21 protein-coding genes are annotated in these 25,826 nt (G+C 71.6%); 10 read left to right on the top strand and 11 right to left on the bottom strand.

Translation table 11 applies throughout. The features are described 5' to 3' along the window. Positions 1 to 81: 81 nt before the first annotated feature. Entirely contained in the window at positions 82 to 1,629 is a 1,548-nt protein-coding gene (locus AB0D31_RS28680) for an FAD-dependent monooxygenase (RefSeq protein WP_362728435.1), read from the bottom strand. A gap of 262 nt (positions 1,630 to 1,891) precedes the next feature. On the opposite strand from AB0D31_RS28680, the gene AB0D31_RS28675 reads away from it, so the two are divergent. Then, positions 1,892 to 2,473: a TetR family transcriptional regulator gene (locus AB0D31_RS28675; protein ID WP_362728433.1), complete on the top strand. Its 582-nt coding sequence runs from the start codon at positions 1,892 to 1,894 to the stop codon at positions 2,471 to 2,473. Between the two features lie 221 nt (positions 2,474 to 2,694). Then, the gene (locus tag AB0D31_RS28670; RefSeq protein WP_362728431.1) at positions 2,695 to 3,198 is read left to right on the top strand and encodes a MarR family transcriptional regulator; all 504 of its coding nucleotides are present in this window, start codon (positions 2,695 to 2,697) and stop codon (positions 3,196 to 3,198) included. A gap of 261 nt (positions 3,199 to 3,459) precedes the next feature. On the opposite strand, the gene AB0D31_RS28665 is transcribed toward AB0D31_RS28670, so the two are convergent. The 9 genes from AB0D31_RS28665 to AB0D31_RS28625 all read right to left on the bottom strand — a co-directional run bounded on the left by AB0D31_RS28665 (position 3,460) and on the right by AB0D31_RS28625 (position 13,704). Continuing rightward, positions 3,460 to 4,215, bottom strand: a complete 756-nt coding sequence (locus tag AB0D31_RS28665) for a Mut7-C RNAse domain-containing protein (protein WP_362728429.1) — start codon at positions 4,213 to 4,215, stop codon at positions 3,460 to 3,462. Positions 4,216 to 4,480: 265 nt separating this feature from the next. Then, positions 4,481 to 5,320, bottom strand: coding sequence for an NAD(P)H-binding protein (locus AB0D31_RS28660; protein WP_362728427.1), 840 nt, complete (start codon positions 5,318 to 5,320; stop codon positions 4,481 to 4,483). 404 nt (positions 5,321 to 5,724) lie between these two features. Beyond that, on the bottom strand, positions 5,725 to 6,258 hold the full coding sequence (locus AB0D31_RS28655) for a GNAT family N-acetyltransferase (protein ID WP_362728425.1): 534 nt from the start codon (positions 6,256 to 6,258) through the stop codon (positions 5,725 to 5,727). 47 nt (positions 6,259 to 6,305) lie between these two features. Then, a complete protein-coding gene (gene mgtA, locus AB0D31_RS28650; RefSeq protein ID WP_362728463.1) occupies positions 6,306 to 8,891 on the bottom strand; it encodes a magnesium-translocating P-type ATPase in 2,586 nt (861 codons plus the stop codon). Between the two features lie 49 nt (positions 8,892 to 8,940). After that, on the bottom strand, positions 8,941 to 9,291 hold the full coding sequence (locus AB0D31_RS28645; RefSeq protein ID WP_362728423.1) for a metalloregulator ArsR/SmtB family transcription factor: 351 nt from the start codon (positions 9,289 to 9,291) through the stop codon (positions 8,941 to 8,943). Between the two features lie 69 nt (positions 9,292 to 9,360). Continuing rightward, a complete protein-coding gene (locus tag AB0D31_RS28640; RefSeq protein ID WP_362728421.1) occupies positions 9,361 to 11,439 on the bottom strand; it encodes an ABC transporter permease in 2,079 nt (692 codons plus the stop codon). Positions 11,440 to 11,562: 123 nt separating this feature from the next. Next, on the bottom strand, positions 11,563 to 12,378 hold the full coding sequence (gene modA / locus AB0D31_RS28635; RefSeq protein WP_362728461.1) for a molybdate ABC transporter substrate-binding protein: 816 nt from the start codon (positions 12,376 to 12,378) through the stop codon (positions 11,563 to 11,565). Between the two features lie 150 nt (positions 12,379 to 12,528). Beyond that, positions 12,529 to 12,924 (bottom strand): helix-turn-helix transcriptional regulator, encoded by a 396-nt coding sequence (locus tag AB0D31_RS28630; RefSeq protein ID WP_362728419.1) that lies wholly within the window; start codon positions 12,922 to 12,924, stop codon positions 12,529 to 12,531. 177 nt (positions 12,925 to 13,101) lie between these two features. Further along, entirely contained in the window at positions 13,102 to 13,704 is a 603-nt protein-coding gene (locus AB0D31_RS28625) for a hypothetical protein (protein ID WP_362728459.1), read from the bottom strand. 174 nt (positions 13,705 to 13,878) lie between these two features. Between AB0D31_RS28625 and hemL the strand changes: the two genes are divergently transcribed. The 7 genes from hemL (at position 13,879) to ccsB (ending at position 21,887) form a co-directional block, all read left to right on the top strand. Then, a complete protein-coding gene (gene hemL / locus AB0D31_RS28620; protein WP_362728417.1) occupies positions 13,879 to 15,201 on the top strand; it encodes a glutamate-1-semialdehyde 2,1-aminomutase in 1,323 nt (440 codons plus the stop codon). Continuing rightward, positions 15,198 to 15,908: a histidine phosphatase family protein gene (locus AB0D31_RS28615; RefSeq protein WP_362728415.1), complete on the top strand. Its 711-nt coding sequence runs from the start codon at positions 15,198 to 15,200 to the stop codon at positions 15,906 to 15,908. The genes hemL and AB0D31_RS28615 overlap by 4 nt, the downstream gene beginning before the upstream one ends. A gap of 496 nt (positions 15,909 to 16,404) precedes the next feature. Continuing rightward, positions 16,405 to 17,637, top strand: coding sequence for a hypothetical protein (locus tag AB0D31_RS28610; RefSeq protein WP_362728413.1), 1,233 nt, complete (start codon positions 16,405 to 16,407; stop codon positions 17,635 to 17,637). 77 nt (positions 17,638 to 17,714) lie between these two features. After that, a complete protein-coding gene (locus AB0D31_RS28605; RefSeq protein ID WP_362728411.1) occupies positions 17,715 to 18,323 on the top strand; it encodes a TlpA disulfide reductase family protein in 609 nt (202 codons plus the stop codon). A gap of 31 nt (positions 18,324 to 18,354) precedes the next feature. Further along, positions 18,355 to 19,092: a cytochrome c biogenesis protein CcdA gene (locus AB0D31_RS28600; protein ID WP_362728457.1), complete on the top strand. Its 738-nt coding sequence runs from the start codon at positions 18,355 to 18,357 to the stop codon at positions 19,090 to 19,092. 3 nt (positions 19,093 to 19,095) lie between these two features. Continuing rightward, entirely contained in the window at positions 19,096 to 20,799 is a 1,704-nt protein-coding gene (locus AB0D31_RS28595; protein ID WP_362728409.1) for a cytochrome c biogenesis protein ResB, read from the top strand. Then, positions 20,796 to 21,887, top strand: a complete 1,092-nt coding sequence (gene ccsB / locus AB0D31_RS28590) for a c-type cytochrome biogenesis protein CcsB (protein WP_362728407.1) — start codon at positions 20,796 to 20,798, stop codon at positions 21,885 to 21,887. The genes AB0D31_RS28595 and ccsB overlap by 4 nt, the downstream gene beginning before the upstream one ends. A gap of 527 nt (positions 21,888 to 22,414) precedes the next feature. Here the strand turns inward: ccsB and AB0D31_RS28585 are convergent. After that, a complete protein-coding gene (locus AB0D31_RS28585; RefSeq protein WP_362728405.1) occupies positions 22,415 to 24,724 on the bottom strand; it encodes a heavy metal translocating P-type ATPase in 2,310 nt (769 codons plus the stop codon). 278 nt (positions 24,725 to 25,002) lie between these two features. Here AB0D31_RS28585 and AB0D31_RS28580 point away from each other — a divergent pair, with 278 nt between their 5' ends. Beyond that, positions 25,003 to 25,692, top strand: coding sequence for a copper homeostasis protein CutC (locus AB0D31_RS28580; protein WP_362728403.1), 690 nt, complete (start codon positions 25,003 to 25,005; stop codon positions 25,690 to 25,692). The last annotated feature ends 134 nt before the right edge of the window (positions 25,693 to 25,826 follow it).

The following is a 25,826-nucleotide window of genomic DNA, read 5'->3' as shown; positions in this document are numbered from 1 at the left end:
GGACGGCCTTGGCCACGGGTGACGTGTACCCGTTCCGACTGGACGGCCTGGCGCGGCAACGCGTACTCGCTCTGAACGGCCTTACGCGGTGACCGTCCGCTCCACCCCGTGCCCCGTCCAGCGGTCGAGCGCCGCGCGCAGCCCGGTCGGGTCCGGGCGGTCGCTCGCCCAGGCGACGTATCCGTCGGGCCGCACGAGCAGCGTGCTGCCGCGCCCGCTCCTCCACTGCGCGCACACCACGCCCTCGGGCGCCACATGGTTGGAAGTCGCGCCCTTGGGCCCCGCGCTCCGGGCGCCGCGCGGTGTCACGAGGACGAACTCGCCCCGCCGCAGCGCCTCATAGAGACGGCCGTCCGCGAGGGCGAGGTCGGGAGCGCGCCTGCCGGTGAGCGGGTGCGATCCGCGCTCGGCGCGGTAGGAGATGCCGATGCCGCTGATCATCCCGAGCGCCTTGTCGGCGGCCGGGCGTACGGAGTTGAGGGTGCGGGTGGCCAGCGAACGGGCCGTACGTTGCAGCGGGGTGTGGGCCATGGCGAGCCGTACCAGGGCACCGCTGCTGCGCAGCACCGACGCGCCGACCGGGTGGCGTTCCGCCTCGTAGCTGTCGAGCAGCGCCTCGGGGTCGGCGACACGGCCGCGCAGCGCGGCGGCGAGCTTCCAGGAGAGGTTCGCGGCGTCCTGGAGGCCGGTGTTCATGCCCTGGCCGCCGGCGGGGGAGTGGACGTGGGCGGCGTCTCCGGCGAGGAAGGCGCGGCCGACCCGGTAGGACGGGGCCTGGCGTTCGTCGCTGTGGAAGCGGGAGATCCAGCGGGGGTCGTGCAGCCCGAGGTCGGAGCCGAGAGCCTCGCGGGCGATGAGGCGGAGCTCGTCGAGGTCGACGGGGGCGGTGTCGGGGACCTGATGGTTGCGGTTCCACCCCATGACCCGGAAGTAGCCGTCGCCGAACGGGGCGATGACGGCGAAGGAGTCGCCGGCGCCCTTGACGCTGAGCATCACGTCCGGCTCCTTGTCGAGCCGCACGTCCGCCAGCACGATCGAGTGGATCACGGACGCGCCGGGGAACGGCACCCCGAGCGCTTCGCGGACCCCGCTGCGCGCGCCGTCGGTGCCGACGAGGTAGCGGGAGCGGGCGGTGAGGAGCCGCCCACTGCTGCCTTCCCGCAGCTCTGCGGTGACGCCGTCGCGGTCCTGACGCAGGCCCAACAGCTCGGTCCCATACCGGAATTGGACGCCTTCGGCCAGGGCCCGTCGCTCCAGGAGGCGCTCCATCTCGTACTGCGGGGAGACCAGCAGGAAGGGGAAGCGTGAGCGCAGCCGCGTCAGGTCGACGGTGACGTGGCCGAACATGTCCATGCGGCTGATGGTGGTGCCCCTCTTGACCAGCTCCTCGGCGAGGCCGCGGGCGTCGAGCGCTTCGAGGGTGCGCGCGTGGACGCCGAAGGCGCGCGTCATGTTGCTGATCCCGCGCGGCCGGCGTTCGACGACGGTGACGCTCACGCCCGCGGCGGCCAGGTCGCCCGCGAGGAGAAGCCCGGTGGGCCCGGAACCGACGACGAGGACGTCGGCGGTTAACGCGGCGTCGGGAGTGGGGGTGGGGGTGGGGGCCGGGGTGGGGGTGGAGTCGTTCATGGCTGCCTCCTGGATGCCGACCGTGGGCACGTACCAATCGGCGCCCTGTCGGTCGAAGGTCGGTGATCAACGGTCGTAGGCCAACGCTTGCGGGCCAACGTTTGTAGGCCAACAGTCGTGGGCCACTGCTCATGGACACTACTTCTGGGTCAACGCCTGTGGGTCAACGCCTGTGGGTCAACGCTTGTGGGTCAACGCTTGTTGGCCAATGTAGAACCGCAAGGACTGGCGTGTCAACAACCGTTGGCCTACATTTGTTGGCATGACGACCGAAGCCACCGCCGGAGGCCCCCGCCGCACGTCCGGAGCGACCAAGGCGGCAATCCTCGAAGCCGCCCGCGAGCGCTTCGCGGCTGACGGCTACGAACGCGCGACCATCCGCGCCATCGCCCGGGACGCGGGGATCGACCCGTCGATGGTGATGCGGTACTACGGCAACAAGGAGGGCCTGTTCGCGGCGGCCTGCGAGATCCAGCTGGGCTTTCCGGCACCGGACACGCTGCCCGCCGAGAGCCTAGGCGCGGCGCTCGTGGCCCATTTCTTCGACCGCTGGGAGGGCGACGACGTGCTGACCGCCCTGCTCCGGGTCGGCGTCACCAACGCGGCCGGCGCCGAACGGGTGCGGGCGATCTTCTCCGAGCAAATGGTGCCGCTCGCCGCCGCGGTCTGCCCCGACCCGGACGACGCTCCGCGCCGGGCCGCCCTGGTGTCCGCGCAGATCCTGGGCATGGCCCTGACCCGCTATGTGCTGCGCTTCCCGCCCACGGCCGCGATGTCCCGCGACGAGGTCATCGAGTGGCTCGCCCCTACGGTGCAGCGCTACTTGACGGCCGAGAGCTCCTGAGGGGGCGCGGGCGAGGGGTCCTGAGGGGGTTGAGTGACGCTGAGGGGCCCGGAGGGGGCATGAGTGACGCCGAGGGGGCTGGAGCGACCGACGCCTTCTCGTTCTCCTCGACCTTCTTGGCCCTCACGACCTTCACGACCTTCACGACCTTCATGACCTTCACGCCCCTGTTGGCCCTCTGGGCCTTCTCGGCGGTAACCCCTGCGCCATACACTCTCTGCATGGCACAGAAGAAGAGCGCCGAGGGGCTCCCCGGCCGTGGCGCGCGGGTCGATCTCCTGAGTGACCTGGGCGGGGTGGCCCGTCGTTACATGGCGTCGTACGCGCTCTTCAACCAAGCGCTCGCCGACCACTTGGGCCTCCATCCCACGGACCTGCAGTGCCTCAATCTGCTGGGCCTCGAACCCGGGCCCGTCACGACGGGGCGGATCGCCGAACTGACCGGGCTCACGACGGGGTCCGCGACCCGGCTCGTGGACCGCCTGGAGAAGTCCGGGTACGTGACGCGCCGCCGTGACACCGAGGACCGCCGCAAGGTGCTCGTGGAGGTCGTGCCCGAGAGGATGGCCGAGCTCGGCGCTGTCTGGGGCCGGCTCAACGGGGCCTGGTGGGAGATGTTCGAGGCGTACGAGGACGACGAGATCGAGCTCATCGCCACGCACATGCGCCGCACGATCGACCTGAGCGCCACCCAGTCCGAACGCCTGAGGGCCGGCCTGGTCTGAGCCGGGCACGACGGGACGCGGGGGTGCGACATGTGCGCGGCTGCGCCGCGCCGGGCGCTCGGCCGGTCGGATGCGGGGTGCCCTACTAGGGGCGCGGGGAACTGCGCGACCATCCCCGCACGGTCCGCAGCCGAGCGACGATCCATCGAGGGCCGCGGGGAAATGCGCCCAGCACGGCCCCACCAGGCGGCGCCATCCGGCGCAGGCGCCCCGGCCCGCCCGAACTGGTGGACCGCCGCGTCGGCAATCGGCAAGGCCAGGTCAGGCGGCGCCATCCGGGGCAGAAACCCCGGGCCGCCCGAACTCGCGGACCGCCGCGTCGACAATCGCCTCAAGGCTCGCATGGTGGGCCCCCCGCCAGTACACCCGCTCACACGAGCCGCACTCGGCGAAGACCTCGTACGTGCTGCGGGTGCCGGCCTCCAGGCGATCGCCCACCGACTCCTTGTCGGCCGGGCGCAGCGCCGCGTTGCAGGCGGTGCAGCGAGTCCAGGGCGCGAGCGTGGGCGCGAACCGCCCGAGTACGTCCCGGAGTTGCTCATCGGTGCGATGGCTGTACACGTACGCACCCGCCCACAGCTCCCTGCGGTGCAGCAGACCCCGGTCGCGCGAGAGCACGACACGCTGCTCCCGTGCCGAGAGCGCGGCGAGCGCCGGATCGCCGATGTCCTCGCTCTCGTACGCCGCGTCGACGCCGAGCAGTCTCAACCGCCGCGCCAGCGTGCCCAGATGGACGTCGAGCAGGAAGCGGAGCGGCGCGCCCGGCACCGCCTGCGGGCGTTGGACGGGGCGTACCTCGATGGTCTCGCCCGCCACCGGGATGTGCGAGACCGGGACTTCGCGCCCATCGGCGAGCAGCCGGCCGGCCTCGGTGAGCGGTACGCCCAGCGATTCGACGACATGGCCGAGGGTGGACACGCCGTCCGTGACGACGGCGCTGCGCCCTTGGCGTCGCTTCGCCGGGACGAAGAGGTGCAGCGCAGGGGCGAAGTCGATCTGGATCTCCGGTCCGTTCACGCCGCCAGGATCGCATCGCGGCCCCGCTCCGGCCAGCTGTTTCACGGCACGCGGCCGTACGCGGGCCCACGCAAGCGAACCCCGATGCACGCGCGCCCACGCAAGTGAACCCCGACGCACGCAGGCCGACCCAAGCGAACCCGGACGCACGCAGGCCGACCCAAGCGAACCCGGACGCACGCAGGCCGACCCAAGCGAACCCGGACGCACACGCGGACCCGCCCCAGCCAACCCCCGACGCGACGCTCACGCGGGCAGCGCACCGCTAGGGCCGGAAAGCGGCCGCGTTCTCGTGGGCCCAGGACGCGAACGTGCGAGCCGGGTGGCCGGTGAGCTCTTCGACGGCCTGGGTGACGGCGTCTGGGCGGCCCTCGTGGGAGGCGAAGTAGCTGAGCAGCGCGTCCGCGACGCCGGCGGGCATGAACTCGGCCGTCGACTCCTTCCACGCCTCGGCGCTCACGGGGTTGACGGTCAGCGGGCGCCCGGCCGCCTCGGCGACCATCGCGACCTGCTGGGCCGCGGTGAGCGACTCGGGACCGGTGATGTGGTAGGCGTGACCGCGCAGTTCGGGCCGGGTGAGGACGGCGAGCGCCGCCTCGGCGATGTCCGCCTCGTGGATGGGGCTGGACTGGGTCTCGGGGTACGGCAGGTCCACGGCGCCGGTGGACTTCGCGGCCCAGGACCACCCGAGGGCGTTGCCCGCGAACCCGCCGGGCCGCAGGAACGTCGATGGGATGCCGGACCGTTCGAGGCCGCGCTCGACCGCGCTGTGCATGGCCGCGATGGCGTTGGTGTCGGCGCCGGGTTCCAGGACGGAGCTGGAGGAGAGCAGAACTATGTGCTGGACGCCGGCTGCCTTCGCGTCGGCGAGGAACGCCTCGATGTGCTTGGGGTTGGCGTAAAGGAAGACCGACTCGACCCCGGCCAGGGCCGCCGGGAACGTCGCCGGGTCGTCGAGGTCGCACACGACGCGCTCAACGCCGGCCGGAACGGCCAGCTTGTCGGGGCTCGCGGAGGCCGCACGCACGGCGACGCCGAGTTCGCGCAGGAGCGGGATGAGGGTGGTGGCGACCTTGCCGCGGCTGCCGGTGATCAGAACCGTCATGGTGGAAATGCCTCTCGGATCAAGGGAGTTGAGCGAGTTCGGGGGTGTGCGGCGGTGATGGGGTGCGGGGGTGCGGGGGTGCGGGGGTGCGGGGGTGCGGGGTGCGGGGGAGAAGTGGGTTCCTGTACGGAGTTCGAGCGTACGTCGCCGGCGTGCCGCGAAGGCCTCGGCCGGGCGCGAGGGCGCTGGACGCCCCGCCGCTAAGCTGCACAGTGCAGAAGCTGCGTTACGCAGATAAATATCCTCGACGACGTCGCACCCGTCAAGCACACATCGCCCCCCCCGACCCCGGCCCCACTTCGATTCCCGGCGTCTACTTCCGTGAGCGCATGGCGGTGACCGCCTTCAACTTCAACAAACCGCTGGACTGACCACCATCGGGCCCGCGGCCGCCGGACAACCCCCTAGCCCCCCAGACCGATCCACCAGTCGTGGGAACGGAGCTGCGTGCCCGGCGGGTACTCGAAGGCCACCTCGCCGGCGCACGTGAACCCGGCCCTGCGGCAGATCGCGTTGGACGCCGTGTGGTCCACGGACGGATAGGCGTGCAGCGTGCGCGGACCGCCGGCGGCACGGGCCACGGCCACCACCGCCCGCAGCGCGGCGACGGCCAGGCCCCGGCCGCGGGACTCGGGCAGGACGCCGTACCCCGTCTCGTACACCGCCTCGCCCTGCCATATGCGCGGCCAGTACCCGACCGATCCGACGGCCTCACCCGTGGCGGCGAGTACGACCTTGAACATCTGTCCCTCGGTAGCGGGCCGGGCGCTCATGGCCGCGTACTCGGCGTGCCGGGACAGCACCTTCTCCTCCGGCTCAGGACCGCCGAGGTGCTCGGTCATCTCCGGCGCGTTCGTTCTCCGCAGCAGACCGAGATCGCCGTCCGACCAGGCCATCAGACGGATCTGCGGGGGGACTTCACGGGCTGTGTCGCTCATGTCCAGAACTGTAGGCGCCGGGTCTGACAATCCCACCTGACCTGGGCTTACTTGGTGTCCGGCCGACCAGATCGCCGGGTGAGCCAGGCCAGCGCGCCCGCGTACAGCGTGAGCACGAGGGCGAGCAGCGGGTAGTACGCGAAAGGCAGCGCCGCCATGCCGATCAGCGGGCCGAGCGGGGAGAGCGGCAGCAGCAGCCCGGTCAGCGCGAGCACACCCGCGGTGACCGGGACACGCCCGCCCCGGCCGGTGCGCAGCAGGACCATCACCAGGGCCTGGGTCAGCAGGTTCTCGGTGAACCAGCCCGCGTGGAAGGCGGTTTCGGCCCGGGCGTCGCTGACCGCCCGGACGAGCACCGCGAAGGTCGCGAGGTCGGCGGCGGCGTTGAGCACGCCGAACCCGCTGACGGAGGCGAGAACCTCGTGCGGGCGCAGCTTCAGCGGGTGCCGGAGCGCCCCGGCCCGCGGACGGTCGTACGCGAACGCCAACTGGGCCGCGTCGAAGCACAGGTTCTGGACCAGGACCTGGGCCGGGAGCATGGGCAGGAACGGCAGCAGCAGACCGGCGGTCAGCATTGCGATGACGTTGCCGAGGTTTGAGGAGAGAGTGATCCGCAGATAGCCGGCGATGGCCGCGCCGCTGCCGCGCCCCGCCATGACGGCGTGATCGAGCGAGGTCAGGTCCTTCGCCGCCAGGACGACGTCGGCCGTCTCGCGGGCCACGTCCACGGCTTCGGGCGGGCAGATGCCGACGTCGCAGGCGCGCAGCGCGGGCAGGTCGTTGACCCCGTCGCCGAGGAATCCGGTGACATGTCCGCGCTCCCGCAGGACGCGTACGATGCGGGCCTTCTGCTCGGGGGAGCAGCGGGCGAAGACCGTACTACTGTCGGCGAGTTCGCCCAGTTCGGCGTCGCTCAGCGCGTCGGTGGAGGAGGCGGTGACGACCTCGCCCGGGGGGAGGCCGAGGTCGCGGCAGGCGCGGGCCGCGGTGCCGGGGTGGTCGCCGGTCAGCACCTTCACGGCGATCCCTCTGCGCCGCAGGGCGGCGAGCGCGTCGGCGGCCGTGTCCGCCGTCGCGTCCCGCAGTCCCACCAGGCCCGCGAAGGTCAGACCGCGTTCGTCGGCGGGGGTGTACGGGCGGGAGACCGCGGGCCGTTCGGCGCGGGCCACCGCTAGGACGCGCAGCCCGCCGGCGGCCATCTCGTCGGCGAGCGAGGCGGCCTTTCGGCGTTCCCCGTCGCCGAGCGCGCACCGCTCAAGGACGCTCTCGACGGCGCCCTTGACCACCAGGGTGTGGTGGCCGAGCCGGCGCGGCGTCCTGATCACGGCGGTGGACAGGCGGCGTACCGGGTCGAAGGGGAGGGCGGTGACGGGGTCGTACTCCCAAGCGTCCGCCCCTTCGGGGAGGCGCTGCTCGGCCGCGTCGAGGATGGCCTCGTCCAGGGCGTCCGTACTCGGTACTTCGGCGAGCTGCAAAGTCCACAGGCTGTTGACGGCGGCCCAGTGCAGCACGGACGCGTCGGGAGCGCCTCCAGCGCCGATCGCGCACTCCAGGACGGGGCGGTCCTGGGTGAGGGTGCCCGTCTTGTCCAGGCAGACGACGTCGACGGCGCCCAGGTCGTGCAGGGCGGGCAGCCGTTTGACGATCACCCGGTGGGTGCGGGCCAAGGTGGACGCGCCGCGCGCGAGCGTGGTCGTCACGATGACCGGCAGCATTTCGGGGGTGAGCCCGACCGCGACGGCCACCGCGAACGGCAGGGTCTCGATCCCCCGGCCGCGGAGCGCCGCGTTGGCCATCAGGACGAGCGGCGGGGTGAGCAGCATGAAGCGGATCAGGATCCACGAGATTCCGTACACCGACCGGTCGAAGGCGGTCGTGCGCCGGTCGTGGCCGGGCACTTGGTCGGCCGCCGCGAACCGGGTGCGGGACCCCGTCGCGATCACCACGCCGGTGCCGCTGCCGGAGGCCACGCTGCTGCCCTGGAAGCAGAGCTCGGGCCGGTCGACATCGGGTGCGGCCGCGGACGGCTCCGCCGTCGCGGGGTGCGACGGCGGCTCGTCCACCGGGAACTTGGGGACCGGCGCGGTCTCCCCGGTGAGCGCCGCCTGATGCATCGCCAGGCCCGTCGCGCGCAGCAGCCGCAGATCCGCCGGTACGAGATCGCCGGGCGTCAGGCGGACCACATCGCCCGGCACGACCTGGTCCACGGGGACCTCGCGGGTCACCGGCTCGGCGTCGTCGGAGGCCCTGCGCAGCACGGTCGCGGTGCTCGCCATCAGCTGCCGCAACCCGGCCGCGGAACGGTCGGCGCGGTGCTCGCCGGCCGCGCGCAGCGCGCAACTCACCACCACGAGCACCGTGATGACCGCGGCCGTCGCCCACGCGGCGACCAGCGCGGACACCACGGCGAGCGAGGCGAGGACGGCCGTGAACGGGTCGCGCAGACTGCGGAGAAAAATAATCGGCAGGGATGGAACTCGACGCGCGGGAAGGACGTTTTCCCCATACCGCAGGAGTCGTTTCTCGGCGTCGGACTCCACCAGCCCCCGTGGGCCGGAGCCGAGGGAACGCAGCAGCTGCAGAGGAGTGCTCCTTGACAACTGCAGAGAGCTCAGAGAGCTCAGAGGAGGCAGGACAGGCCCGGATGATGAAGAGCGCACGGGATGCAGCGGAGCGCTCCGCTCAGGCGCCCAGGTCACGGACGAGCCCCGACGGTCCGGGCAGCTTCACGCCGCCGCCCAGCCGGGCGACCAGCCAGCGCACCATCTGAGCCACATCAGGATCGTCCACGAGATAGACCACCCGGCGCCCTTCCCGCCGGGACCGCACGAGCCCCGCGAGTTTCAGCTTCGCCAGGTGCTGACTGACGGCCGGCAGCGCGCCGCCGACCCTCTCGGCCAGGCCCGACACATCGGACTCGCCGTGGCTCAGCGTCCACATGATGTGCAGCCGCGCGGGCGAGGCGAGGAGTCCGAAGACACCCGCTGCCTCCCCGAGCACCTCGGTCGACGGGTCGGTGCCGCTCGTCGTCACCGTCGTCTCCCGTCTCCTCGGCGTGGTGGCCGCTCTGTCGCCCCGGACAGCCAGTCTAGAGGCGCCGGCTCACAGCGATACGAGAGTCACCTCGGTCGCCTTCACGCTCGACCACACCGCCGCGCCCTCCACCAGTCCCAGCTCGGCGGCGGCCTCCGGGGTGACCTCCGCGATCAGATCGGGCGCATCGGCGGATCCGATGAGCACCCGCAGCCTGCTGCCGCTCGCGGTGACCTCACGGACCGTGCCGGGCCACACGTTGCGGGGGCTGCCGTCCGGTCGCGCACGGTGCAGGGCCACCGCCTCCGGCGCGATGATCGCCAACGCCCGGCTGCCGTCCGGCAGTTGCTCGGCCGCTACGATCCGCCCGCCGCCGGCCAGCCGCAGGCCGTCGGCGGCCGCGGTGCCGGGCCACGCGTTGCGGCCGAGCATGCGGGCCACCCACGGCGAGCGTGGATGGCGGGTGACCTCCGCGGGGGGCGCGTCCTGGAGGGCGCGGCCGCGGTCCAGGACGAGGACGCGGTCGGCGAGCGAGAGGGCCTCGACGGGGTCGTGGGTGACGATCAGACAGACCCCGGTGAAGCCCGCGAGGTGGGTGCGCAGGGTGTGCCGGACGTGGGCGCGGGTGGTCTGGTCGAGGGCCGCCAGGGGTTCGTCGAGCAGGAGCAGGCGCGGCCGGGCCGCCAGCGCCCGCGCGAGAGCCACGCGCTGGGCCTGGCCGCCGGAGAGCTGGGCGGGCCTGCGCTGGGCGAGCTGGCCGACGCCCAGCCGGTCGAGCCAGAGCTGGGCCGCGGCGCGGGCCTCGCCGCGCGCCGTGCCCTGGGCGCGCAGCCCGTACGCCGTGTTGGCGAGCGCGGTGAGGTGCGGGAAGAGCGCGCCGTCCTGCGGGACCCAGGCGACCCCGCGCTTGTGCGGCGGCAGGCCCGTGACATCGAGGTCGCCCAGGCGCAGCTCGGCGTGGGCGCGCGGGGTGAGACCGAGCAGGGCCCGCAGCAGGGTGGTCTTGCCGGCGCCGTTCTCGCCGACGACGGCGATGGTCGTGCCGGGGCCGGCGTCGAGCGTCAGCTGATTGAACCCGGTCACTTCGGCGCGCAGCGGCCAACTCGCCTTGGCGGGAAGGGGGTTGGGGGATCCGCCGCCACCGTCCAGGTGGTCGGGGCCGCCGGGGCCGTCCGGTTCGGTAAGGGAGCCAGGATCACGGAGACCGTCGGTGCCGGCCGTGGCCGCCGGGCCGGTCCGGGCCGGGAGCCCCGGCTCGGAGTCCGGGGCGGTTTCGGGGGCGGTGGCGGGGTCCGGGTGTACGGCCGTGGCGGGCGCGCCGCCGCGTACGGAGGCGGCGCCGGTCCAGCGGCCGCGCAGCGCCACCAGGACCGCCATCGCGATGGCGAGGAGGAGCAGGGAGACCGAGGTCGCGGCCTCGGGGGAGTCCTGGAGCAGGAGGTAGACCTGGAGCGGCAGGGTCTGGGTGGTGCCGGGCAGGTTGCCGGCGAAGGTGATGGTGGCGCCGAACTCGCCGAGCGCGCGGGCCCAGGTGAGGGCCGCGCCCGCGGCGAGGCCGGGCGCGACCATCGGCAGGGTCACGGTGAGGAAGACACGGACCGGGGAGGCGCCGAGCGAGCCGGCGGTCTCCTCGTAGCGGGGGCGCAGCCCGCCGAGCGCGCCCTCCAGGCTGATCACGAGGAACGGCATCGCGACGAACGTGGCCGCCACCACGGCGCCGGAGGTGTGGAAGGGCAGCGTGATCCCGAAGGTGTTCTCCAGCCACGGCCCGATCAGTCCGCGCCGCCCGAAGCCGAGCAGCAGCGCGACACCGCCGACCGTGGGCGGCAGCACCATCGGGAGCAGTACCAGGGAGCGCACCAGCGCTTTGCCGGGGAAGTCGACACGGGCCAGCAGCCAGGCCAGGGGCACGCCGAGAAGGAGGGAGAGGCCGAGCGCCCAGAAGGAGACGACGAGCGAGAGCCGCAGCGCCTCGGTGACCTCGGGGCTCGTCAGGTCGGTGCCGAGTTCGCCCCAGGAGGTGCGGGTCAGCACCCCGAGGAGCGGCATCAGCAGGAACGCGATGGCGAGGAGTGCGGGCAGCGCGAGTGCGACGGGCGGGCGCGGGCGGTGGGAGCGGCCGAGGGTCACGCGAGTCAGGGGCTTCATGGGGTTCCCCGGTGTCCTGATGGCGCGGGGCCCGACCGGCCGCCGCGGATGGGCGGCGAACGAGCGGGCCCCGAAAGGGAGATGGGCGATACCGGCCAGGGGGAGCCGGGCCGGCCGGGCCGGCTACGGCTGCTGGAAGCCGGCGTCGCTGAGGATCTTCTGGGCCTCGGGGGTCGAGAGCCACTTCACGAACGCGGCAGCGGCGTCGGCGTTCTTCGAGGTCTTCAGGGTGGCGGCGGGGTACTGGGCCACGGCGTTCTGCGCGTCCGGGATGTCGACGGTGGCGACCTTGCCCTTGGCGGAGGCGGCGTCGGTCTTGTAGACGATGCCGGCGTCGGCCTCGCCCAGCTCCACCTTGGAAAGCACGGCGCGCACATTGGGCTCCTGCGAGACCGGCTTCACCGTGAGGTGCTGCTTGTCCAGGACCTGCTTGCTGTAGCGGCCGACGGGAACCTCGGGCGCGGCGAGGACGACCTTGAGGTCGTTCTTGGTGAGGTCCTTGAGGGCTTCGACCTTCTTCGGGTTGCCCTTGTCGGTCGCGATGACCAGACGGTTCTTCGCGATGATCGTCGGGTCGTTCACATCGGCCTTGAGGCCGTCCATGGTCTTGGTGTCCGCGGTCACCAGAGCGTCGGCGGGGGCGCCCTGCTTGACCTGCGCGGCGAGCTCCTGCGAACCGGCGAAGGAGAACTTCACCTTCGTGCCCGGGTGCTCCTTCTCGTAGGCGGCACCGGCCGCCTTGAAGACGTCCGTGAGCGACGACGCGGCAAGGACGGTGAGCTGGGCGGCCTTCGGGCTGGCGGCGGCGCTGCCGGACGGCGAGGCGGCCTTGGCGCTCCCGCTGTCCTTGCCGCTGCCGCAGGCAGCGGCAAGCGGGATGAGCAGAGCGGCGGAGACGACGGCCGCGGCGGCGCGGCGGCGCTTGGCGCTGAGAGCCATGACAGACATGGGTGGAGCTCCTTCGGATGCTTGACGAGCCGCGCCGGGAGGTGAGGGCTTCCCCTGGCCGGGCCTCCGGTGCCGGATGCCCTGAGAGGCGGAGGGAAGGGGCGACGCCGCGGGGACGTACGTAAGTGGCCTGTTCTCGACCTAGGTGCGGTCGATGTGCACGCTGGTGGATTTCACGCGTGCGATGGCCTGCATGCCCACCTCAAGGCCCAGCTCTTCGACGGCCTCCCGGGTCAGGAGGGAGACCAGGCGGTGCGGGCCGGCCTGGATCTCGACCTGGGCGGCTACGTCACCGAGCTTGACGGCGGTGACGATGCCGGGGAAGGCGTTGCGGGCGGAGGTGTAGGGAACCTCCTCCTCGCCGTTGGAGGACTGGCCGACCTCGATGGAGAACGCGGCCAGATCCCGCCCGTCGATGAGTCGGCGGCCGCCTTCGTCACGATGGGTCGTGACGCGACCGCCGTCGGCCCAGCGGCGCACGGTGTCGGGACTGACGCCGAGCAGACGCGCTGCCTGGCCGATGGTGTAGGACTGCATGTGCGACAAGATAGGCGTCTTCACGCCGCATATACAAAGGGTCCGTCGGAAAGTACACGGTAGCTGCGAACCCGAATGGATGAAGGTCCAAGACCGCCGAGGACCGCCCCGGGCGCGTTCCCGCAGGCCCGTCGCGCCGCCGCCCGCACGACCCGTACCGCTACCGGCTCCCGGGGATCAGGGCCAGACCAGGCAGTACGGCTGGTGGCCGGCCTCGTGGAGGCGGTGGCTGAAGTCCTGCCACTCGTGCAGGAGTTGATAGACGTTGAACGCGTCGCGCGGGCCGCCCCGGTCGGGCACCGTGGACCAGATGAAGGCGGCGGCTCCCACCGATTCCTCCCCGACGCCGCGCAGCGGGTCGACGACCGTCATGGGGAGCTTGACCACCGCGTAGTCGGGGTGGAGGACAACGAGTTCCAGGGGCGGGACCTTGTGCAGGGGTATGCCCTGGATGCCGGTGAGGACCATGGCGGCCATCGTCTCCGGCTTGATCTTGGTGAACATGCCGCCCATGCCCAGTTCGTCACCGCCGAGTTCCTCGGGGCGCATGGTGACGGGCACCCGGGCGGCCGTCGCGCCGTCGGGCGCGCCAAAGTACTTGTAGGTCACCCCCATCCGGCCACTTCCGTTCCCCGCCCCTGCGGCGTTCCCCGCCTCTGCGGCGCCAGCGACCCGGTCGAGCCGGTCCTGGGCGTCGCGTCGCCGGTGCCGTCCCCGACGGTGGGCGCGCTCGGGACCCCGGTCATCGGTCCCTTCGCCCAGTCCGCCACCGCGATGCATATCCTTCACCCGACTGCTTGTAGCCCGACTGCTTTGTAGACGGCGCGCGCCCCGCCGCGCAACCCGATCATCCGCCGATGCAACTCGATCATCTGCGGATCATCGTGTCACTGACCTCCCCCGCGCGCGTGCGGTGAAACACCAGTCCGCAAGAACGTCCGGGCCTCTGCCACCATGGCGTGTGTGAGCTATCCGTACGAATACGACGCCCCAGTTTCGCAGAACCTCTTCGACCGCGCGTCCGCCGTGACGCCCGGCGGTGTGAACTCCCCAGTCCGTGCCTTCCGGGCCGTGGGCGGTACGCCCCGGTTCATGGTGTCCGGTACGGGGCCCTACCTGACCGACGCCGACGGCCGCGACTACGTCGACCTGGTGTGTTCGTGGGGTCCGATGATCCTCGGGCACGCGCACCCCGAGGTCGTCGCCGCCGTGCAGGAGGCCGTCGCCCGCGGCACTTCCTTCGGTACGCCCGGCGAGGGCGAGGTCGCGCTCGCCGAGGAGATCGTGGCCCGCGTCGAGCCGGTCGAGCAGGTCCGCCTGGTCTCCTCGGGCACCGAGGCGACCATGTCCGCGATCCGCCTGGCCCGCGGCTTCACGGGCCGCGCCAAGGTGATCAAGTTCGCCGGCTGCTACCACGGTCATGTGGACGCGCTGCTCGCGGCCGCCGGTTCCGGGGTCGCCACGTTCGGGCTTCCCGACACCCCGGGCGTGACGGGTGCTCAGGCCGGCGACACGATCGTGCTGCCGTACAACGATCTGGATGCGGTGCACGCGGCGTTCCACGCCAACCCGGGTGAGATCGCCTGTGTGATCACCGAGGCCTCGCCCGGCAACATGGGCGTCGTCCCGCCCGCGGACGGCTTCAACGCCGGCCTCAAGGCGGCCTGCGCCAAGAACGGCGCGCTCTACATCTCCGACGAGGTGATGACCGGCTTCCGTACCTCGAAGGCCGGCTGGTTCGGAGTCGACGGCGTCACGCCCGACCTCATGACGTTCGGCAAGGTCATGGGCGGCGGCTTCCCGGCCGCGGCGTTCGGCGGCCGTGCCGATGTCATGGGCCGCCTCGCCCCCGCGGGCCCCGTCTACCAGGCGGGCACCCTCTCCGGGAACCCGGTCGCCACCGCCGCCGGCCTCGCCCAGCTGCGGCTGCTCGACGACGCGGCGTACGCGAAGGTCGATGCGGTCTCCCGCGAGATCCAGGGGCTCGTCACCGGCGCCCTCAGCAAGGAGGGCGTGGCCCACCGGCTGCAGACGGCGAGCAACATGTTCTCCGTCTTCTTCACGCCGGACGAGGTCCGCGACTACGACGACGCGAAGAAGCAGGAGTCCTTCCGCTTCAACGGGTTCTTTCACTCGATGCTGTCGCAGGGCGTCTACCTGCCGCCCTCCGCGTTCGAGTCCTGGTTCGTATCGACCGCCCACGACGAGCGCGCCATCGAGCGCATCGCGGCCGCGCTGCCCGCCGCCGCCCGCGCCGCAGCGGAGGCCACGGCATGAGCGAGAACAACGAGAACAACGAGAACAACGCGGGCAATGAACTGACCGTCGTGCATCTGATGCGCCACGGCGAGGTGCACAACCCGGACGGCGTGCTCTACGGGCGCCGTGCCGGCTATCACCTCTCCGAGCTCGGCCGCGAGATGGCCGACCGGGTCGCCGAGCACCTGGCCGGCCGTGACATCACCCATGTCGTCGCCTCCCCCCTGGAGCGCGCCCAGGAGACGGCCACCCCGATCGCCAAGGCACACGGCCTGGGCCTCGGCACCGACCCGCGTCTGATCGAGGCGGGCAACGTCTTCGAGGGCAAGACCTTCGGGGTCGGCGACGGCGCCCTGCGCAAGCCCGCCAACTGGAAGCACCTCACCAACCCGTTCCGCCCGTCCTGGGGCGAGCCGTACGTCGAACAGGTCGTACGGATGATGGGCGCGCTCGACGCGGCGCGGGACGCGGCCCGCGGGCACGAGGCGGTGTGCGTCAGCCACCAGCTGCCGATCTGGATCGTGCGCAGCTTCGTCGAGAAGCGGCGCCTGTGGCACGACCCGCGCAAGCGGCAGTGCACGCTGGCCTCGCTGACGAGCTTCACCTATCGGGGCGACCGGATCGTGTCCGTGGGCTACAGCGAGCCCGCGCGCGATCTCGTACCGGCGCATCTGCTGGCCGGCGCGAAGCCGGTCAAGGGCAAGTCGAAGGGCTTCGGCGCCTGACGCCCAGGGGCCGGTAGGCGAAGGGCCGGTCCCTGACGCTCCCTTCGGCGTCCGCCGGCGTCCACCGGCGTCCACGGGCGTCCGCCGACGTCCGCGGCCGGCCGGATCACCCCGGCCGGCCCGGCCGCTGCCGGTCGCGAAGGGGCGCGGCCCACGGAAACGACCCTGAGCCGCTCCGGTCGCGAAGGGGGCGCGGCTCCCGCGCGGCCCCGGAGCCGCGCCGCCCGGCCCCCGTGTTACGACCCCGGAGCCGCCCCGCCCGGCCCGGTGTTCACGCGATCCCCACCCCCCGGCCCCTCGACCCGCACTCCTCATCTCGTACGGTTTACGAAGATTTGTGCGAGCTGTGGGGAACCACCCCGGTTTCACCTGGCATCTCACACAGCACTCAACTGCGGTGACGCGCTTGGGTTCGAGGACGACGAGACGACGGTGCGACGCGATGGGAACGGACGGGCGTATGCGGGAGAACGGACGGAACTTCAGCCGAAGGGGCATGCTGGGCCTTGGACTGGGCGCCGCCACGGCGGCCGGCCTCGCCGGATGCGGCACGTCGGGCGGCAGCGGCTCGGACGGCGACAGCGGCAAGGGTGACAAGGGCGGTAAGAGCGGCGACGCGGCCGCCAAGAAGGCCGACGCCAAACTGATAGGCGACGGTTCCACCGCCGACACCGGCAAGCAGCCGCACCAGCCCGACAAGCCCGTTCCGCTCCAGCCCGGCGAGACCCCGCCGCAGTTCGTGATCTTCTCCTGGGACGGCGCGGGCGAGGTCGGCAACGGGCTCTTCCCGCGCTTCCTCCAGCTCGCCAAGGACCACGGCGCGGGCATGACGTTCTTCCTCTCCGGCCTGTATCTGCTGCCCGAGGCCAAGAAGCGGCTCTACCGTCCGCCGAACAACGCCGTGGGCGCCTCCGACATCGGCTACCTCAACGACGACCACATCCGGCAGACGCTGAAGTACGTCCGCCAGGCCTGGACCGACGGCCATGAGATAGGCACCCACTTCAACGGCCACTTCTGCACCGGGCGCGGCACCGTCGAGCACTGGACCCCCGCCCAGTGGCAGAGCGAGATAGACCAGGCGATCGACTTCGTCACCAAGTGGAAGACCAACACCGGCTGGACGGACGAGGACCCGCTCCCGTTCGACTACAAGCGTGAGCTCGCCGGCGGCCGCACCCCCTGTCTGCTCGGCCAGGACAATCTGCTGCCCACCGCGCAGAAGCTGGGCTGGCGCTACGACGCCTCCTCGCCGGGCGGCACCCAGGTCTGGCCGGTCAAGCGGCACGGCCTGTGGGACCTGCCGCTGCAGCAAATACCCTTCCCCGGCCACAAGTTCCAGGTCCTGTCGATGGACTACAACATCCTCGCCAACCAGTCGAAGAATTCGACCAAGGCGCCGCCGGCCAACTACCCGGGCTGGCGCAAGCAGGCCACCGAGGCCTATCTCGCCGGATTCAAGCGCGCCTATGAATCCAATCGTGCGCCGTTCTACATCGGTAACCACTTCGAGCAGTGGAACGGTGGCATCTACATGGACGCCGTGGAAGAGGCGTTCAAGGGCATCGTGGCGCAGCGCGACGCGAAGAAGGATGTGAGGCTCGTCTCCTTCAAGCAGTACTGCGACTGGCTCGACGTACAGGACCCGAAGGTGCTCGCCAAGCTCCGCACGCTGGGCGTGGGTCAGGCTCCCGCCGGCGGCTGGAACACGTTCATGAAGTCCGTTTAGGCCTTCCTGACAAGGGGCTTTACGGGCATGCAGGGGGGCGCGCAAGATCCCCGAATCCGCCATGCGAAACTTTTCACATGTCCGTGAGTCCTGCTTTCCGACGCCGTCGCACTCTGACGCTGGCCGCGGCTGCCGCGGCCGCCGGCGCGCTGACCCTGACGGCCTGCGGTTCCGGTGGTACGTCCGGTGGTTCCGGTGACACGAAGTTCGTCACCGGCACCGGCGGCATCGCCACCGTGGCCAAGGGGGACCGCAAGGAAGCCCCTGAGCTGTCCGGCGCCACCGTCGACGGCAAGCAGCTCGACGTCGCCTCGCTCAAGGGCAAGATCGTCGTGCTGAACGTGTGGGGTTCCTGGTGTGCCCCGTGCCGGGCCGAGGCGCCGTATCTGGCCAAGGTCTCCAAGGAGACGAAGGCCAAGGGCGTCGAGTTCGTCGGGATCAATACCCGTGACACGGATAAGGGACCGGCCCAGAAGTTCGAGACCGAATTCGGCGTCGACTATCCGAGCCTGTACGACCCGATCGGCAAGCTCATTCTGCGTTTCCCGAAGGGCAGTCTGAATCCGCAGGCCATTCCGTCGACGATCGTTCTCGACCGGAACGGAAAGATCGCCGCGCGGGCCCTCATGGCGCTCGACGACGCCAAACTGCACCAGATGATCGACCCGCTGATCGCGGAGAAGTGATCGCGTGATGGCACTGGCCGCCGTCGGCTCGATGAACGAGACGGTCTTCAGCGGGGCCCTTCTGGTGGCCCTGCCCGTCGCCGTACTCGGCGGCCTCGTCTCCTTCTTCTCGCCCTGCGTACTGCCCCTGGTCCCCGGCTACCTGTCGTACGTCACCGGAGTCACCGGCACCGACCTGGCCGAGGCGCGGCGCGGTCGGATGGTCGCCGGCGCCAGTCTCTTCGTCCTCGGCTTCACCGCCGTGTTCGTCTCCGGCGGCGCCCTGTTCGGCTACTTCGGCAAGAACCTCCAGGACTACGGCTCCACGCTCTCCAAGATCCTCGGCGTCCTCATGATCCTCATGGGGGTCTTCTTCATGGGGCTCATGCCGTGGATGACCCAGCGCGAATTCCGCGTCCACAAGCGACCGGTGGCCGGTCTTGCCGGAGCGCCGCTGCTCGGCGCGCTCTTCGGCATCGGCTGGACACCGTGCCTCGGGCCCACCCTCACCTCGGTCAACGCGCTCGCGATGGACCAGGCGAGCGCCGGCCGCGGGGCGATACTGACGGTCGCGTACTGTCTCGGCCTCGGCCTTCCGTTCGTGCTCGCGGCGGTCGCCTTCCGCAAGGCGCTCGGCGCGTTCGGCTGGGTCAAGAAGCACTACGTATGGGTGATGCGGATCGGCGGCGGCATGATGATCCTGACCGGCGTGCTGCTGTTGACCGGTGCTTGGGCGGAGCTCGTCCAGCAGGTACAGAGCTGGTCCCAAGGCTTTCAGGTGGGTGTCTGACGCATGACCAAGACCGAATCGACTCCGGAGCCCGACCTCGGCGAGGCCGGGGCACAGCTCTCCACCGCGCCCACCGAGGAACGGTCCAACGGCCCCGTCGGCATCGGCGTGCTCGGCTGGTTCCGCTGGTTCTGGCGGCAGCTGACCTCGATGCGGGTCGCCCTGATCCTGCTCTTCCTGCTGTCGCTCGGTGCGATCCCCGGCTCGCTGATCCCGCAGACCAGCGTCGACGAGATGAAGGTCGCCGACTTCCAGAAGCGGCACGACACCCTCACGCCGATCTACGAGAAGCTCGGCCTGTTCCACGTCTACAGCTCGGTGTGGTTCTCCGCGATCTACATCCTGCTGTTCGTCTCGCTCATCGGCTGCATCGTGCCGCGCACCTGGCAGTTCGTCGGCCAGCTGCGCGGGCGGCCGCCGGCCGCGCCGGGCCGGCTGACCCGGCTGCCCGCGTACACGACGTGGCGCACCGACGCCGAGCCCGAGCAGGTCCGCGAGGCCGCGCTCGCCCTGCTCAAGAAGCGCCGCTTCCGCTCCCGGATCAGCGGGGACGCCGTCGCCGCCGAGAAGGGCTATCTGCGGGAGGCCGGCAACCTGATCTTCCATGTCTCGCTGATCGTCATCCTCGTCGCGTTCGCCACCGGCCAGCTCTTCAAGTCCGAGGGCGGCAAGCTGATCGTCCAGGGCGACGGGTTCTCCAACACCCTCACCCAGTACGACGACTTCCGGTCGGGCTCGCTCTTCAACACCGAGGACCTGGCCCCGTTCAGCTTCACCCTGGACCGCTTCGACGCGTCGTACGAGCGCAGCGGGCCCGAGCTGGGCACGGCCCGCGAGTTCAAGGCGCACCTCACCTACTCCGAGGGCGCCGAGGGCAAGGACCAGCAGAAGACCGTCGAGGTCAACAAGCCGCTCGTCGTCGACGGCTCGAAGGTCTACCTGCTCTCGCACGGTTACGCCCCCTCGGTCACCGTCAAGGACGGCAAGGGCAACGTCGTCTTCCACGGCGCGACGCCGCTGCTGCCGATGGACAACAACCTGACCTCCAGCGGCGCCATCAAGGTGCTCGACGGCTACCGCGACGCCCAGGGCAACAAGGACCAGCTCGGCTTCGCCGCGTTCTTCGTGCCGACCTTCGGCGGCAAGGGCACCGGCGCGACCCAGATGTTCTCCAAGTTCCCCGCGCCCGACTTCCCAGTGCTCAACATCGGCGCCTACCACGGCGACCTCGGCGTCAACTCGGGCCTGCCGCAGAACGTGTACCAGCTGGACACCAGCAGCCACTCGATCAAGCCCTTCAAGGACGACCAGGGCAAGATCCTCAAGAAGCTGCTGCTGCCGGGCGAAAGCCTCCAACTTCCCAACGGCGCCGGGTCGATCACCTTCGACAAGGGCCCCATCAAGCAGTGGGCGAGTTTCCAGATCTCCCACCAGCCCGGCAACGGTCTCGCCCTCGCCGGCGCGATCGGTGCCATCGCGGGACTCGCCGGTTCGCTGTTCATCCAGCGCCGCCGGATCTGGGTCCGGGCCGTCAGGGGCGACGACGGCATGACCGTCGTCGAGATGGCCGGGCTCGGCCGCAGCGAGTCCGCGAAGCTTCCCGAGGAGCTGGCCGATCTCGCGGTCACGCTCATCCCGCAGGCGCCGACCGCGCCGGAACCAGAACCCGAACCCGCAGGTGTTCCTGCCGAAGGGGCTGAGAAGTGAATCTCGCCGCCACCACCAATGAGAGCCTGGCGCACACCAGTAACTACCTGATCTATTCGGCGATGGCCGTGTATCTGCTGGCCTTCTTCGCCAACATGGCCGAGTGGCTCTTCGGCAGCCGCAGCAAGGTCGCCCGTACGGCGGCCGCGCTGACCGGCGCCGGTCAGCAGGCCGCGGACGCGGGCACCGTCAAGGTCGAGGTCGCCACCAAGAACGGCGGCACCGCGGTCCTGGAACGCCCCAAGGTCGTGACCCGCTCGGCCGCCGGAACGCGTGACGTACCCGACGGCCCCGGCGCCTCGGGCGGTGACGCGAAGGGCGACCTCTACGGCCGCATCGCCGTCTCCCTCACCGTGCTCGCCTTCCTCATCGAGTTCTGCGGTGTGCTCACCCGCGCGCTGTCCGTGCAGCGGGCGCCGTGGGGCAACATGTACGAGTTCAACCTGACCTTCTCCACGGTTGCGGTCGGCGTGTACCTGACGCTGCTCGCCCTGAAGAAGAACGTCGGCTGGCTCGGCCTGCCCCTGGTCACGACGGTCCTGCTCGACCTGGGTCTCGCCGTCACCGTCCTCTACACCGCGAGCGACCAGCTGGTCCCGGCGCTCCACTCGTACTGGCTGTGGATCCACGTCTCCACCGCGATCTTCTGCGGCGCGGTGTTCTACGTGGGCGCGGTCGCCACGATCCTGTACCTCTTCCGCGACCGGTACGAGTCGAAGCTCGCGGAGGGCGGCACGCCGGGCACGTTCGCGACCTCCGTCATGGAGCGGCTGCCGGCCGCGTCCTCGCTCGACAAGTTCGCGTACCGGGTGAACGCGGCGGTCTTCCCGCTGTGGACGTTCACGATCATCGCGGGCGCGATCTGGGCGGGGGACGCGTGGGGCCGCTACTGGGGCTGGGACCCGAAGGAGACGTGGTCCTTCATCACGTGGGTGGCGTACGCCTGTTACCTGCACGCGCGGGCCACGGCCGGGTGGAAGGGGCGCAGGGCGGCGACGCTGGCGTTGATCGCGTTCGGGTGCTGGCTGTTCAACTACTACGGCGTGAACATCTTCGTCAACGGCAAGCACTCCTACGCGGGCGTCTGACCCCGGGCCCCGGCTCCAGCGCCGGGTGCCCTACGGGGTGCGACCGCTCGGTGCCGGGTTCCCTACGGGGTGCGAGTGGTCGGCACCCGGGTGCCCTATGGGCGCGACCGCTCGGCGCCGGGTGCCCTATTGGGGGCGCGGGGAACTGCGCGGGTGCCCCAGCACGGTGTGCAGACGAAAGCCGGGGTTGCTGGGGCTCTGCCCCAGGCCCCGGGGGGTTGCCCCACTCCGCCCCTTCCCGAAACCCTCCGGGGGTTATGAACGGGCTGAGGTCCAAACCCCTGGGGCTCCGCCCCAGACCCCGTTCGCGCCTGAAGGGCGCTCGTCCTCAAACGCCGGACGGGCTGGGTGTGCCGGGGTGGGCGGCGACGAGTGGGCGGACGGGCTGGGTGTGCCGGGGTGTGCCGGGGTGGGCGGCGACGAGTGGGCGGACGGGGTGGGTGTGCCGGGGTGGGCGGCGACGAGTGGGCGGACGGGGTGGGCATGACCGTGGAGCCGCGAGTAGCCGGTGGCGCGGGAACAGGGCCTCAGGCCGGCTTGAAGCTGCGTAGCCGCAGGGAGTTGCCGACCACGAAGACCGACGAGAACGCCATCGCCGCCCCCGCGATCATCGGGTTGAGCAGACCGGCCGCGGCCAGCGGCAGGGCGGCCACGTTGTAGGCGAAGGCCCAGAACAGGTTGGACTTGATCGTGCGGAGCGTCTTGCGGGAGAGCCGGATCGCGTCGGCCGCCGCCCGCAGGTCGCCGCGGACCAGGGTCAGATCGCCGGCCTCGATGGCGGCGTCCGTGCCCGTGCCCATCGCGAGGCCGAGGTCGGCCTGGGCGAGGGCGGCCGCGTCGTTGACGCCGTCGCCGACCATGGCCACCGAACGACCCTCCGCCTGAAGGGACTTGACGACGTCGACCTTGTCCTGCGGCATGACCTCCGCATACACCGTCTCGATGCCGACCTCGGCCGCCACCGCCTCCGCCACGGCCCGGTTGTCACCGGTCAGCAGGATCGGCGTGAGGCCGAGCGTGCGCAGCCGCTCGATGGCCTCGGGGCTGGTCTCCTTGATCGCGTCGGCGACTTCGAGGACCGCGCGGGCCTCACCGTCCCAGGCGACCGCGATCGCGGTGCGCCCCGCCGCCTCGGCCTCCTCCTTCGCCCGCTTCAGCGCGGGGGTGAGGTCGATGGACCATTCCGTCAGCAGCTTTTCGCGGCCCACCAGGACCGCATGACCGTCCACGACGCCCTGGACGCCGAGGCCCGCGAGGGTGGCGAAGTCCTCGGGGGTGGGCAGGGTGCCGACCTCGGCGGCGGCGCCGTCGGCGACGGCCCGGGCGATGGGGTGTTCGGAGGAGTGCTCCAACGCGCCTGCCAGGCGCATGACTTCGGCCTCGGAGGTGGTGTCCGCGACGTGCACCGCGAGCAAGGTCATGCGGCCGGTGGTCACCGTGCCGGTCTTGTCCAGGACGATCGTGTCGACCTTGCGGGTCGTCTCCAGGACCTCCGGTCCCTTGATCAGGATGCCGAGCTGGGCGCCGCGTCCGGTGCCGACCATGAGGGCGGTCGGGGTGGCCAGGCCCAGGGCGCAGGGGCAGGCGATGATCAGTACGGCGACGGCGGCCGTGAACGCGGCGGTCAGGCCGGAGCCGGTGGCGAGCCAGACGCCGAGGGTCGCGAGGGCGAGGCCCATGACGACGGGTACGAACACGGCGGAGATGCGGTCGGCGAGCCGCTGGGCCGCGGCCTTGCCGTTCTGGGCGTCCTCGACGAGCTTGGCCATCCGGGCGAGCTGGGTGTCCGCGCCGACCCGGGAGGCCTCGACGACGAGCCGGCCGCCCGCGTTGAGGGTGGCGCCGGTGACGGTGTCCCCGACGGCGACCTCCACGGGCACGGACTCGCCCGTGAGCATCGAGGCGTCGACGGCGGACGAGCCCGCGACGACCGTGCCGTCGGTGGCGATCTTCTCGCCGGGCCGTACGAGGAAGCGGTCGCCCACCTTCAACTGGTCGGTGGGGACGGTGCGTTGGGTGCCATCGTCGTCGAGGACCGTGACGTCCTTGGCGCCGAGTTCGAGCAGCGCCCTCAGGGCGGCGCCCGCCTTGCGCTTGGAGCGGGCCTCGAAGTAGCGGCCGGCCAGGATGAACGCGGTGACTCCCGCGGCGGCCTCCAGATAGATGTTGCCCGCGCCGTCCGAGCGGCCGATGGTCAGCTCGAAGGGGTGGGTCATGCCGATCATCCCGGCGGTACCGAAGACCAGGGCCCACACGGACCACAGGAACGCGGCCGACGTGCCGACCGAGATCAGCGTGTCCATCGTCGCGGCGCCATGCCGGGCGTTGGTCCAGGCGGCCCGGTGGAAGGGCCACGCGGCGTAGGTGACGACCGGCACGGTCAGGGCCAGCGAGAGCCACTGCCAGTACGCGAACTGGAACGCCGGCGTCATCGACATCGCGATCACCGGGACGGCGAGGGCGACCGCGGTCAGCAGACGGCGGCGCAGCGGGCGCAGCTCGTCGCGCCCCTCGGTCGTCTCCGCGTCGCCGTCCGCCGCGTCCGGCGCGGGCCGTACGGGGGCGGGCTCCTCGGCGGTGTAGCCGGTGGCCTCGACGGTGGCGATGAGCTGGGCGACGGAGACGCCCTCGGCGAAGGTGACCTTCGCCTTCTCGGTGGCGTAGTTGACGGTGGCCTCGACCCCGTCCATGCGGTTCAGCTTCTTCTCGATCCGGGCCGCGCAGGACGCGCAGGTCATGCCGCCGATGGCCAGTTCTACGGCCACGGCTGCGGCGGGGGCCGCTCCGGGTGCTGCGGCCTGGCCGGTGCCTTGGGCGCTGGTGCCTGTGGTGGTCATGGGGTGCGGACTCCTTGGGCGGAGGGCGGGGCGGGCTGTGCCGGGTTGTGCGGCCGCTGAGGCCTCAGTATACCCCTTAGGGGTATGCCTTGCTGTGCGGTCAGGTATACCCCCCGGGTGTATTCCGCGCAAGGGGGTGGAGGGCGGCCGGGCCCGGAGTGTGGCCGCCGCCGCGTGTTTGACGTTCGCGCGGGTCGGGCATCTCGCGGCGTAGGCTGGTCAATGGACTAGACCTATTGGGGCCGAGCCGGGCCCGGGTTACGGAGGAATGGGGCCAGATGAGCAACCGCGCACTGCTTGAAGTGATCGCGCTCGACGCGCAGGACGCCATCGCGGCCCAGGCCGGCGGGGCGGACCGCCTGGAGCTGGTCACCGACATGGCGGCGGACGGGCTGACCCCGCCCCTCAAGACCTTCGCGGAGATCCGCGCGGCCGTGGACATCCCGCTGCGGGTCATGCTGCGCGCGGCGGACGGGTTCGCGGCGGGGGACGTCGACGCGCTCGTACGCGATGCGGAGGCGCTGCGCGGCGAGGGCGCGGACGAGTTCGTGCTCGGCTTCCTCGACGAGACCGGGGGGCCCGACATGGTGGCTGTACGCGCCCTCGCCTCCGCCCTTGCCGGGTGCCGCTGGACCTTCCACCGGGCCATCGACCGCGCCGCCTCCCGCGACGCCCTGCGCAAGGAGCTCTCCGGGCTGCCCGGGCTCGACACGTACCTCACGGCGGGGTCGGCCCTGGGGGTCGAGGACGGGCTGCCCGTGCTGCTCGCCGAGGCGGGGCGGGGGGACGAGCCGGGGTACGAGCCGCGGATCCTCGTCGGCGGCGGGCTCTCGCTGGCTCACCTGCCGGTGCTGCGCGGCGCGGGGATCGACGCGGTGCACATCGGCGGGGCGGCTCGGCCCGGGGGGTGGAGCGAGCCCGTTTCGGCGGCCGCGGTTGCCGAGTGGCGGGCCGTGCTCGACGCGTAGCGGGGTTGGGGGGTCTGCCCACCCTCCCAACCGTGCGGCTACTTGAGGGTGCGGCTCCGGGGGGGGGGGGGCCCCCCCCCCCCCCCCCCCGCCACCCCCGCCGCGCCCACCAACCCCCCCCCCCAACGGGCCCC

Origin of the sequence: Streptomyces sp. NPDC048361, assembly GCF_040651795.1 — a bacterium.
Classification (GTDB): Bacteria; Actinomycetota; Actinomycetes; order Streptomycetales; family Streptomycetaceae; genus Streptomyces.
The sequence above is the reverse complement of the archived record's forward strand: the minus strand, read 5'-3'. Positions and strand labels throughout refer to the sequence as shown.

What these genes read in the sequence shown, in the direction of transcription:
- AB0D31_RS28680 (WP_362728435.1), bottom strand. Translation starts at nt 1,629, where the DNA reads ATGAACGACTCCACCCCCACCCCGGCCCCCACCCCCACCCCCACTCCC.
- AB0D31_RS28675 (WP_362728433.1), top strand. Translation starts at nt 1,892, where the DNA reads ATGACGACCGAAGCCACCGCCGGAGGCCCCCGCCGCACGTCCGGAGCG.
- AB0D31_RS28670 (WP_362728431.1), top strand. Translation starts at nt 2,695, where the DNA reads ATGGCACAGAAGAAGAGCGCCGAGGGGCTCCCCGGCCGTGGCGCGCGG.
- AB0D31_RS28660 (WP_362728427.1), bottom strand. Translation starts at nt 5,320, where the DNA reads ATGACGGTTCTGATCACCGGCAGCCGCGGCAAGGTCGCCACCACCCTC.
- AB0D31_RS28655 (WP_362728425.1), bottom strand. Translation starts at nt 6,258, where the DNA reads ATGAGCGACACAGCCCGTGAAGTCCCCCCGCAGATCCGTCTGATGGCC.
- AB0D31_RS28640 (WP_362728421.1), bottom strand. Translation starts at nt 11,439, where the DNA reads ATGAAGCCCCTGACTCGCGTGACCCTCGGCCGCTCCCACCGCCCGCGC.
- modA (WP_362728461.1), bottom strand. Translation starts at nt 12,378, where the DNA reads ATGGCTCTCAGCGCCAAGCGCCGCCGCGCCGCCGCGGCCGTCGTCTCC.
- AB0D31_RS28630 (WP_362728419.1), bottom strand. Translation starts at nt 12,924, where the DNA reads ATGCAGTCCTACACCATCGGCCAGGCAGCGCGTCTGCTCGGCGTCAGT.
- AB0D31_RS28625 (WP_362728459.1), bottom strand. Translation starts at nt 13,704, where the DNA reads ATGCATCGCGGTGGCGGACTGGGCGAAGGGACCGATGACCGGGGTCCC.
- hemL (WP_362728417.1), top strand. Translation starts at nt 13,879, where the DNA reads ATGGCGTGTGTGAGCTATCCGTACGAATACGACGCCCCAGTTTCGCAG.
- AB0D31_RS28615 (WP_362728415.1), top strand. Translation starts at nt 15,198, where the DNA reads ATGAGCGAGAACAACGAGAACAACGAGAACAACGCGGGCAATGAACTG.
- AB0D31_RS28610 (WP_362728413.1), top strand. Translation starts at nt 16,405, where the DNA reads ATGCTGGGCCTTGGACTGGGCGCCGCCACGGCGGCCGGCCTCGCCGGA.
- AB0D31_RS28605 (WP_362728411.1), top strand. Translation starts at nt 17,715, where the DNA reads ATGTCCGTGAGTCCTGCTTTCCGACGCCGTCGCACTCTGACGCTGGCC.
- AB0D31_RS28600 (WP_362728457.1), top strand. Translation starts at nt 18,355, where the DNA reads ATGAACGAGACGGTCTTCAGCGGGGCCCTTCTGGTGGCCCTGCCCGTC.
- AB0D31_RS28595 (WP_362728409.1), top strand. Translation starts at nt 19,096, where the DNA reads ATGACCAAGACCGAATCGACTCCGGAGCCCGACCTCGGCGAGGCCGGG.
- AB0D31_RS28585 (WP_362728405.1), bottom strand. Translation starts at nt 24,724, where the DNA reads ATGACCACCACAGGCACCAGCGCCCAAGGCACCGGCCAGGCCGCAGCA.
- AB0D31_RS28580 (WP_362728403.1), top strand. Translation starts at nt 25,003, where the DNA reads ATGAGCAACCGCGCACTGCTTGAAGTGATCGCGCTCGACGCGCAGGAC.